Source organism: Ventrimonas sp., from assembly GCF_048380235.1.
Taxonomy (GTDB): domain Bacteria; phylum Bacillota; class Clostridia; order Lachnospirales; family Lachnospiraceae; genus Brotaphodocola.
The window spans coordinates 1-18,569 of the sequence record NZ_DBFCCJ010000076.1 but is presented as its reverse complement, the minus strand read 5'-3'; the positions used below and the strand labels follow the sequence as shown (position 1 = coordinate 18,569).

Sequence of the window (18,569 nt, the reverse complement as noted above, 5' to 3'; positions counted from 1 at the left end):
CTATATCATCATCTCTCTATGTGCATAGGTCTGCCCTCTCTCAGTCACAAAGGCTGAAATACAGACTGCTGTAGGGGTCTAATGTGTCAAGATCCAGGACACATGCCTCCGGAGAAATGCTGTCCAGCTGCATCTTTCTGGCACTTTTCTCATAAGTATCCGGTTCCGCCTGGGCTGCAAACACAAGGCCATCGTAATCGGCCGGCAGATAGACCGAATAGCTTTTAGTCAGGACCGCCCCCCAGTCACCTACCTGGAAATCCCAGTCTGTGGAATAGGTAAATTCGATCAGATAGCTGTTTCCTCTCCAGCTGACGGTATGAAGATAATAGTTGTCGCCGCGGCTGCTGTTGTTAAATGTGGAGCCCGCTGTCAGCCACATGCCCGTATAGGCATCGTACAGTTCGCTGGACACAACGACCGTTCCGTTCGCAGCAGTTGAAATTGCGCTTTCCGGGATATAGCAGATCGCGTCAAAGTGCAGATCACGGATGCCATCATGGATATCGTCTGCCTTTTTTGTGATCTCCCAATAGCAGTCACTCCGACGGTAGCCATTGCCTTCCCCGGAATAGCTGCTTGCGCCATTCGTCAGCAGAAACGTGCCAAGCTCCACTTCCGCATTCATTTCCAGGCCATTTCTGGTAAAATACGGTACGCTGGACTGGATTACTTCTACCGGAAACAGACTTCCTCCATTGGTAAGGTCCATCAGATCGCCGCTGACCGTAAGCTCAAGCTGCAGAGTATCACCGCTTCCATCAAAGTGAAGCGTCACACCGTTTTCTTCCACCACAAGCACACCGGATTCAATCACATCATCCTGGTCATTTACAAATTCCCATGTAGAATCCTCGTGAATGCGCAGCCAGCGGTTCTCGCCCTGATATTCCCAGAGTCCAACATAGTCTGCCAGATTCATGACAGGATCTATTTCCCCACCGGTATCCTGGTCACTTTCACCGATGGCAATGGTAGAAAGATCTTCCCGGAACACATAACGCTCCACCGGATCCCAGATCCAGATCAACTCCGTATTGTCTCCGTATTCATCAATGAAACTGACCAGAACATCACTTTCCCCATCACCATCCATATCATCAAACGAGATTGCGTTAAAAGTCTGCTCCGCATCCGGAATATGCATGGGAAACAAGACACTGTCATAGAGCACCTGCTCCGGTTCGTCCCAATAAAACGCCGCGCTGGTCTCACTCACGGTAACCAGCACATCCACGCTTTTTCCGTCGTGGGTAATGGTTCCGCTTCCGGCCACAACGCCGCTGGTCCGCCAGTCATCGCCCGCCACGTCACCGGAAGCGCCACAGGCCGCAAGACCAAGACCGATCACCACCGGCACAGTAAGGAAAATCCTCTTTGTCTGTCGGTACATCATAATCCCCCCTCTCATTCATCACTCCATCCGGTAATAAGCACCTTCATCTCCCCATATGAGCATATCGCTGTCAAAGTCGAATACCTTGTAGGACACGCCATCATATACGGTAGAATCCGCATAATAGGTACTTGTTTCATCCGTGGAGTATGTGAAGATGCCATGATCCATTTCTGCAGCCTCAGCACCCGGAGCGCGCTGGTAATAACTCCAGTTTCCATTGCCATCGATCACGACATACATCTCCGCCGAGAGGTCGCCGTCGTAATACCAGACACCCTCAAATTCAGAGACATTCCGCTGACAAAGGTCTGAGTCCCAGCTCCAGTAGGAATCCGGATGTGCGTTCTGATTTCCACTTCCACCCGATCCGTTCTCCACATAGGAAACCGGCTCATCATCTTCCGTAAGCTGTCCTCCATCTTGATACCAGAGATACTCCATCCCCTCGCCCGGGTTAAAGTAACCATATGCTGCGCTGTAAAGCTGCCCCTCTTCCATAGCGATCCGGCTGCCGGAGTCATCCCGGTTGCTGTAGGCATAAATGGCCTCCCATTCCGGCTCATAACGAAGATACCCTTCATCCATGACCTCTCCGCTAAGGTAAAGCGTCCAGTTGCCCTCGCCGTCAAACTCCATATAATCGTAGTCGTTGTCCGCTTCTCCCAGCCAGATACCCTCAAAGCCGCTGAAATCATTCACTGTGTCCTCATTCAGATCTCCGCCCAGGCCGTCGTTCGGATCATTCTGCAGATTCTCATCTCCATCATCCTGGAGACTTTCATCCGCATCATCCGGTAATGCAGTTGTCTCCTGTGTACTGCCGCAGGCCATGCACACCAGACTGACCGTCAATAGCATTCCCGCCAGAACATACGTCATTTTTTTCTTCATGTGTCATCCCTCCCTAATTCACTAAGCTGGTTTAATAAAAAAGAATGTGCCTTGGTACATTCTCGCGCCGAGGCGCGGTTGCTTCGGCAACCATCTACCTTTGCGCCGAGTGCGCATCCTCGCGGAGCGTTTTTGTATGATAGGACGCAATTTCCTATCATATAAAAAATCCACCGTACTGTTATTGTACGGTGGATCCTGCGGGATAACCATTAACTAAAGGTTAGGTTTTTGGTGAAAAAATTCGAAAGGCAGTCTGTCAGGCATTCCTCCAGCTGCTCCTTCCCTGGCGGAAAGATTCCAAATGCATTTGCATGAAGCTTCCAGAACTCCAGTATATTTTCTTTATCTGACAGCCAGATCAGCGCAGCAGAAGGGTTATTAGCCCGGATTTTCCGAACAATCTGTGCTCCTTTTTCTCCCATTGCACAAACCAGCATGATCAGATATGGATTCCCCCGGACAAAATGCAGATAGCTTTCCAGATCACCGATATAGGTGTGGATGACCGGCCATTGTTGCTTTTCCGTTAAGATCGTACGCAGCATCACTTCCAGTCCTTCTGTCTCTTCCGAACGTTCTCCATATATCACTACCCTTACCATCACTCCACCTGCCTTTTGGGTTATTTCGCTCCTCCGCTGTTTTTTATGTCATTCATTGTCATATCATTAACTTTTTCTTTGGAGGATTTTGTATTATAATCATACTAAATTGGAACACTTCTGAAAACCACATCGACGTTAACGGTCAATCCTCGACCAAATTGGTCATTGACCTTTTCCGTATTTACAGATCACAGAGGAGGATTCTGCTTTGATGCATTTTGCAATTGTAGAAGACCTGGTCATGGATCAGAAACATCTGATCCGGCTGATCCAGGAGAATTTAGAGAAATATCATGAAACAGCGGATTTTGACTGCTTTGAAAACGGAGAAGACTTTCTGGCACACTTCCGCCCCGGCCTTTATCATGCTGTTTTTATGGATATCATGCTGGACAGGACCGGTTTAAACGGCATAGAAACTGCTGAAAAGCTGCGCAGCTTCGCAAAACGGATTCCTCTTATTTTTATCACCTCGGAACGTGATTACTCCCTGGAGGGTTACCGTGTCCACCCGCTTGATTACCTGCTGAAACCTGTCGACGCGGCCTCCCTGTCCTGGTGTCTTGATGAAATCCGCACATTTCTTGCCGAGCCGGCTTATATCGAGATCCAGGAATCCCTCGGTCAGGGGCAGGCCTCAGCGAAACGGATTTTTCTGGACGATTTTCTGTATGCAGAGACACGGAATCACCGTCTGCTCATCCATACGTCAAAAGAAGATATCGCTGCACGCCTGTCATTCACAGAGCTTTTGTCCCTGCTTCCCAAAAGCGGACGCTTCTATATGAGCGGGCGAGGACTTCTTCTCAATTTTTCACAGGTTGCTGACTTTCATGAGGATGGCACCATTCACCTGAAAAACGGTGCATGCATCTTCTGCAGCCGCCGAAAAAAACGGGAAACCAAAGAAGCTTTTGCCGCATATCTGTTTGATTGTCTGCGGAAAGGAGGAACTTTATGAACTGGCCTGTATTCGGAAAAGCATTTCTCTGTGAAACGCTGTACTCCATCCCTTTTTTTATACTGGCGCTGTTTCCATTCCGCAACCAGCTGCGTTTTCCTTTGAAAAATATTACTTTTCTGATTTTCCTCGGACAGCTGTTTCAGTCATCCTGTTACTTATATCTGGTTGAGCACGCAAAACCCACCCGGATGACAGATGTCCTCTTTGCCATAGTATGCCTAAGTCTCTACTTTCTATGCGTAAAGGCCAATCCGTGGAAACTGCTTTTCCTGTGTTTTTTCATTTTCAATTATATAGTTACACTGCGCGGAATCTGTTTTTTCCTGGAAAGCTGGTTTTTTTCCGGTTCAGATCTCACGTTTTATTCGCTTCACAATGAAAGTATGCTGATTACCTCTGTATTTCTGCTGATCACGCTTCCTCCCGGACTCCGATTCATGGAAAATGCAAGGGAACGTATTTTTGAGGTGGAGAGCCCGGCATTCTGGCACAAAGCCTGGCTGCTCCCATTTTCAGGTACTTTTATTATCTGCGTTTACAATTTTGACTTAAGCATTGACGTGGTCCGCACCCCACGCTTTATTCTGACAAGAATATGGCTGCTTGTCATGACGTTCATGGTCTATTCCATTCTTCTGGAAGCATTTGATATCATCCGGCAGCAGGCAATGCTCAGGGAACGGGCTGACCAGCAGGAAACACTTCTGGCTATCCAGCATACACAGTATCAGCAGCTTTCCAGGCATATGGAGACCGTGCGGCAGGCACGGCATGACCTGCGCCAGCATTTAAATGTGATCGACCATTATCTGGGCAGCGGGAAAACAGAAGACCTGAAATCGTATATCAGCCAGTACCGCATGACATTGCCTCCGGATGTTGCCCGGACCTGGTGTGAAAATTATGCAGTCAATACCATTGTCTGCTATTATGCGGAAGAAGCCCGCAAAGCCGGAATTGACTTTTCCGTCCGGCTTGAACTGCCAAAGCAACTTTCCATCAATGAAGCGGAGCTATGCTCCATTCTCGGAAATCTGCTGGAAAATGCACTGGATGCCTGCAGGGAATGTACCGATACCGCACCTTTTATCCGCATTCGTGCCCGGGAAGAAGGCGGGCATATTGCACTGGCTGTAGACAATACCTGCTGCCGCGCCCCCATGGAAGAAAACGGCCGTTTCCGCTCAAGCAAGCATGAAGGCTTCGGCACCGGAACCGCTTCGGTCCGCTCCATTGCGCAGCGCTATCATGGCGTGACGGAATTTCACTATCAAGATCATATCTTTTTTGCTTCTGTCTTTCTATAAAATGAAAAAAGGCCGGTCTCAAAGGCCAGTCTTTTTTCAAAATTTCCTGTTTAATTTTCACGTTCCCGGTGTTCCATAGAGCGGAATAAATGCATGCAGATCATGATGCCCACCAGAATTGACAGATAGTCCGCTGCCGGCTGGGCATAGATCACTCCATCCAGACCAAGCATTGCATTCAGGATAAAGATCAGCGGAATAAAAATCAGTCCCTGACGACAGACGGTAAGGACTAGGGAAGGAAGTGCCTTTCCCATACCCTGGATCGTATTAATACACAGAAACAGGATCCCGATAAACGGTGCGGAAAGCTGCAGGGCAACCACCATGCGGATGCCGTATGAAACTACCTCTGCGTCATTGATGAAAACCTGGATCATGGTTTTTCTGGCAATGATCATAAACAGAGTCAGCAGCATTCCCATGATCACAGAGACCACGCCGGTAAATTTGAATACCTGCATCAGGCGTTTTTTATTGCCGGAACCGTAATTGTAACCGATCAACGGCTGGATTCCCACGCAAAGCCCAATCTGCAGCAGAACCACCAGCATATTGGATTTCAGCGCCACACCCATTGCCGCCACCGGTGTGTCTCCATAGCCAACCAGGGCCTGATTCAGGATAATGTTCGCAAAGCTCATCAGAATATTATTCAGGGAAGCCGGAATACCGATCGCTGCTACCGAAGCCGCGATTCCCTCTCCCATCCTGAAATCCTTCACATGAATAGACAGCATGGATTTTCCGCGTACATAATAGGAAATATAAAAGAAACAGGCAGCAATATTTCCTATGATAGTCGCAAGTGCCGCTCCGGACACTCCCCAGCCAAGACCAAGGATCATAACCGGATCCAGAATGATATTCACAATGGTTCCCAGCAGGTTTCCGACCATGGATTCCCTGGATGCTCCCTCTCCGCGCAGAATATTCGCAAACGCAGTCGAAAACATGATCGTTGGCGCGCCGATGGAAATGATCGTCAGATACTGTCTTGCAAAGCCTATGGTATTCTCACTGGCGCCGATCAGATGAAGGATCTGTTCCATGCCAAGCACGGAAATCACGGCTACCATGACACCAAGTCCCAGTGATCCATAACAGCAGAAGGAACTGATATGCCAGGCGCGGTCTTTTCTTCGTTCTCCCAGTGCTCTTGAAATAGCGGAGCTGCCGCCAATTCCGAATAAATGGCCCAGGGCCATAAAAATCATAAATACCGGTGTTGCCAGCGAAACGGCAGCTACCTGCAGCGGATCTTTTGTCTGGCCGATAAAAAAAGTATCCGCCATATTATAGATAACCACCACAAGCATGGAAATCATCGTCGGAACTGCCATTGTCGCCACGGCTTTTGGTACCGGGGCCTTCTCAAATAAATCTGTGTTTGTTTTCACATCGTTCTCCTCCTTACAGCATTGCTCTTATTGTAGTATTATTTTCATATATGAGTCAAGCAGATATGAAACCAGGTTTCCTCAATCTTGACATTTTCTGCCGCAAATCCTATACTGTTTTTAATCAATAACGTAAGGGGGGGTACCTATGAAAAAGATTCTGGAAGAATTCAAGGCTTTCGCGTTGAAAGGCAACATGATCGACATGGCAGTCGCTGTCATCATCGGCGGCGCGTTCAACAGCCTGATCACCTCTCTGGTTGAAAATGTTGTCATGCCGGCACTAAGCCTGATCACCGGAAAGATTGACTTCAGCAACATGTTCTTTGCCTTAAACGGCGAGCACTACGCAACCCTGGAGGCCGCAAAGGAGCAGACCTCCGTTGTCGCTTACGGCCTGTTCGTCACCCAGCTGATCAATTTCCTGATCATGGCCTTTGTTGTGTTCCTTGTCATCCGCCAGTTAAACAAGCTGTACAAGAAACCGGCTCCGCCTGCAAAGCCGACCGAAAAAGAATGTCCGTACTGCAAAACAAAGATTGCCATCACAGCAACCCGCTGCCCGCACTGCACCTCCATTCTTTCTGACGAGATCCAGAGCGAAGCCGCTGCTGCACTCAAAGAATAACAAATATTCTTAAGTATAACTCTGTTTTAACAATTCCAGAAGTTCTTTCTGCGGAAGCGGTTTTGAGAAGTAGTAGCCCTGGATCATATCCACATTCCAGCTGCTCAGCAGTCTCATTTCCGCTTCCGTTTCTACGCCCTCTGCCACAATCCTGTAATTCATTCTCCGGAAGGTTTCCACCACGCTCTGATAAAACAGAGCCCGCTTTTCATCACTGCAGATATCAAAAAGAAGAGAACGGTCAAGCTTGATCGAGGAGAACGGAAGCCGCATAACCGTATTCAGGTTCGCATAGCCGGAGCCGAAATCATCCAGGCAAAGACGGATCCCGGCTGCCGTAAAGTCATCTGCAACCTTTTTCAGGCTTCCGTTATATTCTGTCGCAACGGTTTCCGTGATCTCAAACTGGATCCAGTCATGCGGGATTCCATACTCATCCATAATACGGATAAAATGACTGCTGCAGTCGCTCCTCATCAAATCCAGGGAAGACAGATTCATCTTAACATTCCAAAGCCTGCTGAGTGCTGCGCAGTTTTCCTTCATGAACCTGCAGATGCGCCTGAACTGCAGATCGGTGATCTGTTCGATCATATGATTCTTTTCCGCAATCTGGATAAAGACATCCGGCGCGATCCAGCCAAGCTCCGGATGATACAGGCGGCTCAGGGCCTCCAGCGTGATAAACCTTTTTTCCGCAATGGAATAAACCGGCTGATAATACAGTTCAAATCTATCCTCCGAAATGGCTGTGTGAAGATACTGCTCCACCTTTTTCTGGTATAAAAATCCATCCAGGTTTTTCCTGTCATTCTGGATCACCTCAGTGAGGCCGCTCTGGGCCGCCAGGGATTCCAGATACTCTGCGTACTCCAGGATCAGTCCGCAATCTCCGAGTTTCTGTGCCTCTGTAATACCACTGAGGATCACAGGCATGCTGATTTTTCTTCTGTCCACATTCATGGACGTCTCTGCACCAAACATCTGCTCCAGGTTTGTAAGAAAATACTCATACTCCTTCATGGAACCGGCCACCACCAGAAACCTCTTTCCGGTAATGCGGTAAGCCTTCTTCCCGCATAATTCACCGAGCATGTTCGCCATCAGCTGCAGCGAGCGGTCGCCTCCCTGGATCCCGATGATCTTGTTGATATGCTTTAACTGGTAAAGATATACGGTAATGACATGAAACGATTTTCCGGTTGCGATCAGTTCCTTGCATTTTCTGGTCAGATAGAGATGATTGTATACACCGGTCAGACTGTCCGTGTTCACATTTGGGTTATTGATCGTGATAAACAGGGCGAGAATACCAAGGCTTAAGCCGAATCCTGTCATCAGCAGTGAGTGGTCCAGAAACTGGATCACCACACCGCTTCCACTTATCACAAGAATTTCCAGGAGCACCATGGTCTTCCGGTATCCCATCCTCCTGCTCCATGAAATGATGAGGATAAAGGCTGCTGCCATATGACCGATGGCGCTGTAATACATCAGCTTATACCAGGAGCCTTCCACATATCCTTCTGTCAGATCAAAATAAAACAGCTTTTCCGTAAACGGGTTGAGCAGTACAAGACCGATCAGAAAAAATGTGGGCAAAGCAGGCAGCAGCATTTTTTTTGCAGAAATCATCTTATTGTCATGCAGCGTCACAATGTAGCAGATCAGGGTAAAGGGAAGCAGGGCCTGGAACAGATAAAAGACCGTTGTCGTCAGCATCGCTGCCAGACCGAAATCTCCACCTCCCGACGAAATATAATAATTGCTGAGCAGTTCCGCTGCCACATCCAGAATTCCAAGGACTGCAAAGAAAAGAAATATCTGATTATTCAGATCATCTGCTCTTTTCTGCCCAAGAAAATCCCACAGGATCAGCAGCAATATTACCATTGCCGCAATCAGAAAATCCATATTGTAAACCATGGGTATCCTCCATCAGTTATTCTGTCTTTCAATCGCATGGACGATTAAGCCAGCATAGTGGGATACGCTCCCTCTTCTGTCATTTTCACAATTCCCTCAATGCCGCACTGTACCATACTGTCTACTGCCTGCTCAGTATAGAATGCCATATGCTGGGTCATGATGACGTTGCGGAACTGATGAAGATAGAACCAGTTTCGGTTTGCAATGATGTCGCTTCTGCGGTCACAGTGGATGATGCCTTCCTCGCCCTCCGCAGTATCCATACCCAGAGCGCCGATCTGCATAGATTCAATGCCATCGATCAATGCCTCGGTATCGGTCAGGCCTCCGCGGGCACAATTCACCAGGATCACTCCTTTTTTCATTTTTGCAATGCTCTCATGGTTGATCACATGGTGGGTGGTCGGAAGCAGCGGCATATGAAGCGTGATGATATCACTCTCCCGATACAGCGTGTCCAGATCGACATACTCCGCCATCTCTGCCACCTCCGCATTCTGATAAACATCGTATGCCAGAATGCGGCAGCCAAAGCCCCTTAAATCACGGATGACCTGCTGTCCAATGCGGCCGGTCCCCATAACGCCTACCGTCATGGCACACAGATTTCTGCCCTGCAGTCCTGCCAGGGAAAAATCATTGACATAGCCACGCCAGAATGCCTGCTTATACTGACGCAGACACATGAGTATCATCATGATGGTAAAATCTGCCACGCCATCCGGAGCATAATTTGCGTTGCAGACATGAAAGCCAAGCTCCTTTGCTGCATTCAGGTCGATATGGTCACTGCCGATGGTCCTGGTGGAAATACATTTCACGCCAAGTTTTTTATATTCTGTCAAAAGCTCCCGGTCAATTTTTCCCTGCCCCAGTATGGTAACTCCCTCACAGCCGTACACCAGATCCGTATTCGCCAGAGACGGAACTTCGCTGTATTCTGCAATCTCTGCATGATATTCCCTGGCCCAACGGGCAAAAGATGCCTTTTCGTCCGGACGCACTTCAAACGCCGCAATCTTCAAAATAATCTCCCCCTTTTTCTCTTATGTGCTCTGTCTGAATTATATATGTAATCACACCACCCTGTCAATTTACATTGGTAAAGCCACTCCAGATTTCTGATATCCTTTTCTGGCCTATGAACAGAAAAAAACCAGTATTACCGGTCTATCACACATGTATTATCCCGAAAATACTGGTTCCCTGATCGTAAACTCCGATCCCTCGTTTCTGATTTTCTATTTCACTGTCGCTTTGATCGCTGCCTTCAGTCTCACAACCATCTCATCCACATCTGCCTTCTCAATGACAAGCGGAGGAACGAAACGGATGATGTTTGCTCCGGCGCTGATGAGTACCAGATGCTGCTCCATCAGTGCGTTGCTGACAACCGGACCGACCACGGTATTAAATTCCAGTCCCTGGATCAGACCTTTTCCCCGGTGTGCGATGACACAGTCATACTCTGCCACGATTTCTTCCAGCTTTTCCCAGAGATAAGCTCCGATCTCCTGCACATGACCGACAATGTTCTTCTCTTTGAACACATCCAGTACCGCATTGGCTGCCGCACATACCAGCGGGTTCCCGCCGTAGGTCGTGCCATGGTCCCCCGGCACCATGGCGGTTGCCGCTTTGCCGCATGCCAGAAAAGCTCCGATCGGAGTTCCATTGCCAAGAGCCTTTGCAGTCGTCATGACATCCGGCTTCACTCCGTAGTCCTGCCATGCGAACATCGCACCGCTTCTTCCCATGCCGCACTGGATCTCATCCAGCATCAGAAGCGCATCATGCTCATCACAGAGAGCACGTACACCTTTGATAAACTCTTCGGTTGCCGGATAAATACCTCCCTCACCCTGGATGGTCTCCATGATGACCGCGCAGGTCTTATCGGAAAATAATGCTTTCACACTGTCCAGATTGTTAAACTCCGCAAATCTGATATTCGGGATCAGCGGGGCAAAGGGCTCCTGATAGTGGTCATTTCCGGTTACGGAAAGGGCTCCCAGGCTTCTTCCGTGAAAGGAATGCTTCATGGCAATGATCTCATAATCCGGTGCCATGCCCTTATTGTAGGCATAGCGCTTTGCGATCTTCAACGCGCCCTCAATGGCTTCGGTACCGCTGTTGGTAAAGAACACCTTTTCCATCCGGGATACCGCCAAAAGCTTCTCACCTGCTGCAATGGCCGGCTCATTGTAAAACAGGTTGGAGATGTGCGGAAGCTTCTCCATCTGCTCCTTCACTGCGTTTTTCACTTTGTCACAGCTGTAGCCCAGTCCCATCACGGCAATACCTGCACCAAAATCCAGGTATTCCTGTCCGTCTGTATCATACAGCTTTACGCCCTCGCCGTGGTCAAACACCACCGGAAAACGATTGTAAACTTTATATAATGCGTGCTCTGCACGGTCAATGTACTGCTGCTTTTCCATTTGTTTCTCCTCTTTTCAGGCATTCATGCGCCATTCAAAATTGCTGTCCTGTTCCGGCTGCATTGCGCAGCCTCCGGTTCTATTTTGCATCCTCGTGGAAATACCGCGCGTCTCCATCCTTATAGATGGCAGTACCGATACCACGGTTGGTAAAGATCTCCAGAAGCAGGCAATGCGCAATGCGTCCGTCCAGAATATGGACACGGGATACGCCATTTTCAATCGCGTCGATGCAGTTCTGCAGCTTCGGCAGCATGCCGCCGCCCAGGCTTCCGCTGTTTACAAAATTCTGTGCCTCTTTTACGGTCATCTCGGAAATTAAGGAACTCTTATCCTCAAAATCACGGTAAACCCCCTCAACATCTGTGAGGAATGCCAGCTTCTCTGCATTGACAGCACGGGCAATGGCACAGGCTGCATCGTCCGCATTGATGTTGTAGCTTGCATAATGCTCATCAGAGCCGATCGGACAGATGATCGGAAGAAAATCCTTCTCTAATAAATCATAAATGATCTGCGGATCCACCTTGGTAATCTCGCCTACAAAGCCGATATCCTCGCCCTTGGAAAGTTTTTTTTCACAGCGCAGCAGCATGCCGTCCTTGCCGCTGATGCCGACAGCCTTTACTCCCAGCTCATTGACCAGCTGTACCAGGCTCTTATTGACCTTGTTCAGGACCATCTCGGCAATCTCCATGGTCGGCTCATCGGTCACGCGCAGGCCGTTCACAAAATGCGGCTCCATACCTATTTTATTGACCCAGCGACTGATCTCCTTGCCTCCGCCATGCACGATGATCGGTTTGAACCCAACCAGCTTAAGCAGTACCACATCCTGGATAACCTGGTGTTTTAAATGCTCATCCACCATGGCGCTGCCGCCGTATTTGACCACAATGATCTTGCGGTTAAAACGCTGGATATAAGGAAGCGCCTCGATCAGGACCTCCGCCTTCTGTAACTCTGTAATCTCAGAACTGTTCATAATCGTCTCCTCTCCCCGGGCTGTGCAAAATCAGACGCAGTCCGTACCTTGCTCTGTATGTTTCGTTCCTGTCTGCCAGAATCTGCCGTAATCAGGAACGGTAATCTGCATTAATCTTTACGTAATCAAAGGTCAGATCGCAGCCCCATGCGGTTGCGGACGCATCGCCCATCTTCACATCAGCAATGGCGGTTACCTCCGGCTCGGAGAGGATCTTCGTTGCCTCCTCCTCACTGTAATCCAGTGCCACACCATCCTTGATGATCTGCATGCTGCCTGCCGCGCTCTCAAAGAACAGGTCTACCTTCTCCGGGTCGAACTGTGCTCCGGAGTAACCCATGGCACAGAGGATACGTCCCCAGTTTGCATCGTGTCCGAAGATTGCTGCTTTGGTCAGGCTGGAGGTGATAATGGACTTGGAAAGGGTCACAGCCTGCTCCTTGCTCTCTGCACCGATGACCTTTACCTCAAACAAAGCAGTACAGCCCTCGCCGTCTCCTGCCATCTTCTTCGCCAGGGTCTCATTAACATAGTTTAATGCCTTGCAGAACTCCTCGTAATCTGCGTTCTTCTCGGTGATCTCTGCGTTTCCGGCCATGCCGTTTGCCAGAAGCAGGCAGGTATCGTTGGTGGAGGTATCCCCATCCACAGAGATCATGTTGTAGGTATCCTTTACATCTGCGCTCAGGGCTTCCTGCAGAAGCTCCTTGGAGATAGCTATGTCGGTGGTGACAAAGGAAAGCATGGTGCACATATTCGGATGGATCATGCCAGAGCCCTTGCACATGCCGCCTACGGTTACGGTCTTGCCGCCGATCTCAAACTGAACAGCCACCTCTTTCTTTTTGGTATCGGTGGTCATAATGGACTTGGCTGCTTCCGTGCCACTCTCGATGGTGCCGGAAAGCTCCGGAGCCATAGCTTCGATGCCTGCTTTTAATTTATCCATCGGAAGCTGCATGCCGATAACACCGGTGGATGCCACCAGGACTGCGCTCTCCGGAACATTCAGTGCCGCGGAAGCCGCCTGTGCAGTCTCTGCGCAGTAGCCCATACCCTCAGCGCCGGTACATGCATTTGCAATGCCGGCGTTGATGACAACAGCCTGTGCGTACTCAGACTCTTTTACAATCTTCTGGTCCCATTTCACCGGCGCTGCCTTTACGATGTTGGTGGTAAAGGTACCGGCTGCCCTACACGGCTTCTCACTGTAGATCATTGCCATGTCTTTTCTGTTTTTATATTTGATCCCTGCTGCCGTAGATGCGGTTTCAAATCCTGCTGCTGCGGTCACGCCGCCTTCGATTACTGTATACATACTGTCTTCCTCTTTATTTAATAAAATTGGTAATGTTTTCCTCATTCAGGACAAAATCATAATAGTTTACATCGCTTCGTTCGACCCATCCAACATTATGCCAGAACTCATTTCCGACTTCATTGGACTTAAAAGCAATGAGGCTCACCTTGTTGATGCCCTCAGCCTGGAGCGCCTTCATGGCAAAGTGCACCATGCGGTGTCCCACGCCATGCTGACGGTAATCGGATGCCACACACACATGATAGAAAAATCCGGTCCGTCCGTCATGTCCGCACAGGATGGCTCCTACAATGCGGCCATTCTGCTCCGCTACCACGCTGGTGGTGGGATTGCGCTTTAAGAAGCGCTGCACGCCTTCCCTGGAATCATCGATGGAACGGATTCCAAAACCCTGAATGCTCATCCAGAGCTCATATACCTTATCATAATCATCCGGAGTCATCTCACGGACATTAATACTCATGGTTCCTGCCATGTGCTGCTTCCTTTCTTTCTCTCTACGGGAATACCGGCACCTGCTTCAGTCCTGTATTCTCAGGCAGTCCGAACAGCAGGTTCATGTTCTGCATAGCCTGTCCGGCTGCTCCTTTTACCATATTATCGATCGCCCCCATCATGACTACGCGTTTGGTGCGCGGATCCAGCTTAAAGGATACATCTGCGAAATTGCTGCCCTCTACCCAGCGGGTTTCCGGCGGAAGTCCCGGCTCCAGAACGCGGACAAAATATTCATTCTGATAGTATTTATCGTAGATGGCCTTTACTTCCTCCGTGGTCGCATCCTTTACCAGGGACGCGTACGCGGTTACCAAGATGCCGCGGTTCATCGGGACAAGATGCGGAGTAAAGCTGATGGTAACCGGCTTTCCTGCCGCGTAGGATAACTGCTCCTCGATTTCCGGTGTATGGCGGTGTCCGGCAACGCCGTAAGCCTTCATGCTCTCATTAACCTCGCAGAACAGGCTGGAAACCTTTGCGCTTCTGCCTGCACCGGAGGTGCCGGATTTGGCATCAATGATGATGGTATCCGGATCGATGATGCCTTCCTTCACCAGCGGATAGGTACTCAAGAAGGAGCAGGTCGGATAACAGCCCGGGTTCGCGATGAGTCTCGCGCCCTTGATCTTTTCGCGGTTAATCTCCGGCAGTCCGTAAACGGCTTCACCGATAAACTGCGGGGTTGCATGTTTGATCTTGTACCATTTCTCATAAACGTCCACATCTTTGATACGGAAGTCAGCGCTTAAGTCGATGATCTTTGTCTTAGATAAGATATCCTCCGTCACCTGGGATGCACAAAAGCCCTGCGGCGTTGCGGTAAAGATGACGTCCGCGATTTCTGCCAGTTTTGCCATGTCATCATCCTTGCACGGCTCATTTACTGCGTGTGCCGTGTTTCTATATATAGAAGCAAAATCCTCACCTACATAACTTCTGGAACCGTACCATACGATTTCCACATCATCTCTCTGAAGTAACAAACGGGCCAGTTCCGCTCCAGCGTAACCGGTCGCACCGATAATTCCGGCCTTAATCATGGCTGTACCTCCCTGTGTTTCATAATATTAACGATTAATTTTCATTATAAGTACTTTTCCATTACAGGAAAAAACTTTTTCCAAATACCCTCAGGAATCCATGTACAAAATGTTATCCACAGCTTCGCGGGATTTTATAATTATACATCGCATTTGCATATTATGCAATGTTTTTTTGAAAAATATGCAATTTCCTCTTGCATATTCTAAAAAACTATTGTATATTTATGAAGTCTCACATGACAACGTGAATTTGAAAAACCATTTTTATAGAATACTCAAGGAGGATTTTGAGATGAAAGAGAAAGTAGTTCTTGCATATTCCGGCGGTCTGGATACCACCGCGATCATTCCGTGGTTAAAGGAGCATTTCGATTACGATGTTGTATGCTGCTGCATCGACTGTGGCCAGGGCAGTGAGCTGGATGGCTTACAGGAGAGAGCAAAACTCTCCGGCGCATCCAAATTATACATTGAAGATCTGGTAGATGATTTCGCTGAGAATTACATTGTTCCGTGCGTACAGGCAAACGCTACCTATGAAAACAAGTATCTGTTAGGTACTTCCATGGCTCGTCCGGCCATCGCAAAGCGCCTCGTTGAAATTGCAAGAAAAGAAGGAGCAGTTGCTATCTGCCACGGCGCTACCGGTAAGGGCAACGACCAGATCCGCTTTGAGCTGGGCATCAAGGCTCTGGCTCCAGACATCAAGATCATCGCTCCGTGGCGTATGACGGATGTATGGACCATGCAGTCCCGCGAAGACGAGATTGAGTACTGCAAGCAGCACGGCATTGATCTTCCGTTTGCGGCAGACAGCAGCTACAGCCGCGACCGCAACTTATGGCACATCAGCCATGAGGGCCTGGAGTTAGAGGATCCGGCAAATGAACCAAACTACGATCATCTTTTAGTTCTCGGTGTAAGCCCGGAGAAGGCACCGGATGAGGGTGAATATGTTACCATGACCTTCGAAAAGGGTGTTCCGACCAGCGTAAACGGCGAGAAGATGAAAGTTGCTGATATCATCCGCAAGTTAAACACCCTTGGCGGTAAGCACGGCATCGGTATCGTGGATATCGTAGAGAACCGTGTGGTCGGCATGAAGTCCCGCGGCGTTTACGAGACCCCTGGCGGAACCATCCTGATGGAGGCTCACAAGCAGTTAGAGGAGCTGGTTCTTGACCGTGCTACCATGGAAGTCAAGAAAGAAATGGGCGACAAGCTGGCGCAGGTTGTTTACGAGGGCAAATGGTTCACCCCGCTGTGCGATGCAATCCGTGCATTCGTAACCTCCACCCAGGAGTATGTAACCGGTGAAGTCAAATTCAAACTGTACAAGGGCAACATCATCAAGGCCGGTACCACCTCTCCGTACTCCTTATACAGCGAGTCCCTGGCATCCTTCACCACCGGCGACCTTTATGATCACCATGATGCAGACGGCTTCATCACCCTGTTCGGTCTGCCGCTTAAGGTTCGCGCAATGAAGATGGCTGAACTGAAAAAAAATGAAACCAAATAAATAACGGATCACTCCGATGAAAAACCGCAACCAGTGTGATTTGCTGATTGCGGTTTTTTCGTTGCAGTGCTAATATAATCCTGTTTATTTTTAATTTGGAAAGAAGGTTTATTTATGTCAAATTCCATGACGCAGGGCAATCCCCTGAAGGTCATGCTGCAGTTCGCTTTTCCGCTTCTGATAGGAAACCTGCTCCAACAGACCTATAACATCATTGATGCTGCCATTGTTGGTCAAAGCCTTGGAGCCCAGGCACTTGCCAGCGTCGGTGCCAGCACCAGTGTCCAGTTTCTGGTCCTCGGCTTCTGTATGGGAAGCTGTACCGGCTTTGGCATTCCAGTCGCCAAATATTTCGGTGCCGGCGATCTGAAACATATGAAAAATATCATCTTCAACGGTGCAGTTCTTACCGCAGTCATCGCAGTGATTATCACCGTACTCTGCACCCTCCTCTGTCCGTGGATCCTTCAGGTTTTATCGGTGCAAAGTGATATCTATGCCAATGCCTACTCCTACCTGATGATCATTTTCCTGGGGCTTCCGTTCACCCTGCTGTACAACTACCTCTCCAGCATCCTGCGGGCAGTCGGAGACAGCCGGACTCCTTTCCTGTTTCTGGCATTCTCCGCTGTCCTGAATATTTTCCTGGATCTGTTTTTCATTCTCGTTGCAGACTGGGGATGCGCGGGTGCTGCATTTGCAACCATTGCCGCTCAGGCGATCAGCGGAATCCTGTGTCTCATCGTGATCATCCGACGGATGGAGGTTTTATGGCTGTCCAAAGAAAACCGCGTTGTACGCGGTGATTCCATTACGGAATTGCTTCAGATGGGACTTCCGACCGGACTTCAGTTTTCCATCACTGCCATCGGAAGCATGGTCATGCAGTCCGCAAACAACGGACTCGGCGGTGATTATGTCTCAGCTTTTACAGCCGGGGCCAAATTAAAACAGTTTACCATGTGCCCATTTGACGCCATTGCCACTTCCGTTTCCGTTTTCTGCAGCCAGAACTACGGAGCCGGAAAAATTGACCGAATCCATAAGGGGCTGCGCCAGGGCATTGCCGTGGGAGTCGGCTACGGGCTCTTTGCCGGCCTGATCCTGATCTTTGCAGGACGTCCGCTTTCCATGATTTTCGTAAGCAAAGATGCCTCCGGAGTTCTGGATGCCTCCGCCAAATATCTGCGCTGCATGGGATATTTCTACTGGAGCCTGGGCATCTTAAATGTAACCCGTATGGTGACCCAGGGGCTTGGTCACTCCGGCAGAGCCTTTTTCTCCGGCGTTATGGAGATGATTGCCCGGACCATTGTCAGCCTGGGATTCGTCGAAGCCTTCGGCTACACTGCGATCTGCTTTGCCGACCAGACAGCATGGATCGCCGCCTGCTGCTACATTGCGCCGACATGCCTGTACTGCCTGAAGAAAATTGCAATTTAAGGGAATAGCACGAAAGGGTCCGAAGTTCCGGGGAGGGCCTACAGAATAAGCAGATGCGGTGGAATTTTGTACTTCATTCGCTCCGCCGCCTATTGTTTCCCCTGCGACCCAAACTCACTCGCTGCGCTCGTTCAGACAAGGTTCTCCGGGGAAACGCTATGCTCGCTCATGAATCTGCGAACGCGTCACT

At 49.3% G+C, this 18,569-nt stretch carries 16 protein-coding genes; 5 read left to right on the top strand and 11 right to left on the bottom strand.

All coding sequences use genetic code 11. The features are described 5' to 3' along the window. Nucleotides 1-40 precede the first annotated feature (40 nt). From ACMP1L_RS11745 to ACMP1L_RS11735, 3 genes are all read right to left on the bottom strand, one after another. The gene (locus tag ACMP1L_RS11745; protein WP_418453115.1) at nt 41-1,396 is read right to left on the bottom strand and encodes a hypothetical protein; all 1,356 of its coding nucleotides are present in this window, start codon (nt 1,394-1,396) and stop codon (nt 41-43) included. A gap of 18 nt (nt 1,397-1,414) precedes the next feature. Next, complete coding sequence (locus tag ACMP1L_RS11740) at nt 1,415-2,290, bottom strand: hypothetical protein (RefSeq protein ID WP_418453114.1); 876 nt, start codon at nt 2,288-2,290, stop codon at nt 1,415-1,417. A gap of 212 nt (nt 2,291-2,502) precedes the next feature. Then, on the bottom strand, nt 2,503-2,895 hold the full coding sequence (locus tag ACMP1L_RS11735) for a hypothetical protein (RefSeq protein ID WP_177304337.1): 393 nt from the start codon (nt 2,893-2,895) through the stop codon (nt 2,503-2,505). Nucleotides 2,896-3,109: 214 nt separating this feature from the next. On the opposite strand from ACMP1L_RS11735, the gene ACMP1L_RS11730 reads away from it, so the two are divergent. After that, a complete protein-coding gene (locus tag ACMP1L_RS11730; protein ID WP_418453150.1) occupies nt 3,110-3,859 on the top strand; it encodes a LytR/AlgR family response regulator transcription factor in 750 nt (249 codons plus the stop codon). Between the two features lie 440 nt (nt 3,860-4,299). Further along, on the top strand, nt 4,300-5,169 hold the full coding sequence (locus ACMP1L_RS11725) for an ATP-binding protein (protein ID WP_418453113.1): 870 nt from the start codon (nt 4,300-4,302) through the stop codon (nt 5,167-5,169). Between the two features lie 50 nt (nt 5,170-5,219). On the opposite strand, the gene ACMP1L_RS11720 is transcribed toward ACMP1L_RS11725, so the two are convergent. After that, entirely contained in the window at nt 5,220-6,569 is a 1,350-nt protein-coding gene (locus ACMP1L_RS11720; RefSeq protein ID WP_177304334.1) for an MATE family efflux transporter, read from the bottom strand. Between the two features lie 148 nt (nt 6,570-6,717). Between ACMP1L_RS11720 and mscL the strand changes: the two genes are divergently transcribed. After that, nucleotides 6,718-7,197 (top strand): large conductance mechanosensitive channel protein MscL, encoded by a 480-nt coding sequence (gene mscL / locus ACMP1L_RS11715; protein WP_118733722.1) that lies wholly within the window; start codon nt 6,718-6,720, stop codon nt 7,195-7,197. Between the two features lie 9 nt (nt 7,198-7,206). On the opposite strand, the gene ACMP1L_RS11710 is transcribed toward mscL, so the two are convergent. The 7 genes from ACMP1L_RS11710 to argC form a co-directional block, all read right to left on the bottom strand. Further along, nucleotides 7,207-9,123 (bottom strand): EAL domain-containing protein, encoded by a 1,917-nt coding sequence (locus tag ACMP1L_RS11710; protein WP_418453112.1) that lies wholly within the window; start codon nt 9,121-9,123, stop codon nt 7,207-7,209. Nucleotides 9,124-9,167: 44 nt separating this feature from the next. Continuing rightward, the gene (locus ACMP1L_RS11705; protein WP_418453111.1) at nt 9,168-10,151 is read right to left on the bottom strand and encodes a D-isomer specific 2-hydroxyacid dehydrogenase family protein; all 984 of its coding nucleotides are present in this window, start codon (nt 10,149-10,151) and stop codon (nt 9,168-9,170) included. Between the two features lie 216 nt (nt 10,152-10,367). Next, complete coding sequence (locus tag ACMP1L_RS11700; protein WP_418453110.1) at nt 10,368-11,567, bottom strand: aspartate aminotransferase family protein; 1,200 nt, start codon at nt 11,565-11,567, stop codon at nt 10,368-10,370. 79 nt (nt 11,568-11,646) lie between these two features. Continuing rightward, complete coding sequence (gene argB / locus ACMP1L_RS11695; RefSeq protein ID WP_177304330.1) at nt 11,647-12,552, bottom strand: acetylglutamate kinase; 906 nt, start codon at nt 12,550-12,552, stop codon at nt 11,647-11,649. Nucleotides 12,553-12,643: 91 nt separating this feature from the next. Then, a complete protein-coding gene (gene argJ, locus ACMP1L_RS11690; protein WP_373242654.1) occupies nt 12,644-13,870 on the bottom strand; it encodes a bifunctional glutamate N-acetyltransferase/amino-acid acetyltransferase ArgJ in 1,227 nt (408 codons plus the stop codon). A 13-nt stretch (nt 13,871-13,883) separates the two neighbouring features. Continuing rightward, on the bottom strand, nt 13,884-14,348 hold the full coding sequence (locus ACMP1L_RS11685; protein ID WP_118733716.1) for a GNAT family N-acetyltransferase: 465 nt from the start codon (nt 14,346-14,348) through the stop codon (nt 13,884-13,886). A gap of 22 nt (nt 14,349-14,370) precedes the next feature. Beyond that, entirely contained in the window at nt 14,371-15,411 is a 1,041-nt protein-coding gene (gene argC / locus ACMP1L_RS11680; protein ID WP_118733715.1) for an N-acetyl-gamma-glutamyl-phosphate reductase, read from the bottom strand. A gap of 295 nt (nt 15,412-15,706) precedes the next feature. On the opposite strand from argC, the gene ACMP1L_RS11675 reads away from it, so the two are divergent. Both ACMP1L_RS11675 and ACMP1L_RS11670 read left to right on the top strand, forming a co-directional pair. After that, nucleotides 15,707-16,936 carry an argininosuccinate synthase gene (locus tag ACMP1L_RS11675; protein WP_118733714.1) on the top strand — a complete coding sequence of 410 codons (1,230 nt, stop codon included), beginning with the start codon at nt 15,707-15,709 and terminating at the stop codon, nt 16,934-16,936. 114 nt (nt 16,937-17,050) lie between these two features. After that, entirely contained in the window at nt 17,051-18,379 is a 1,329-nt protein-coding gene (locus tag ACMP1L_RS11670) for an MATE family efflux transporter (protein WP_418453109.1), read from the top strand. Nucleotides 18,380-18,569: the final 190 nt, after the last annotated feature.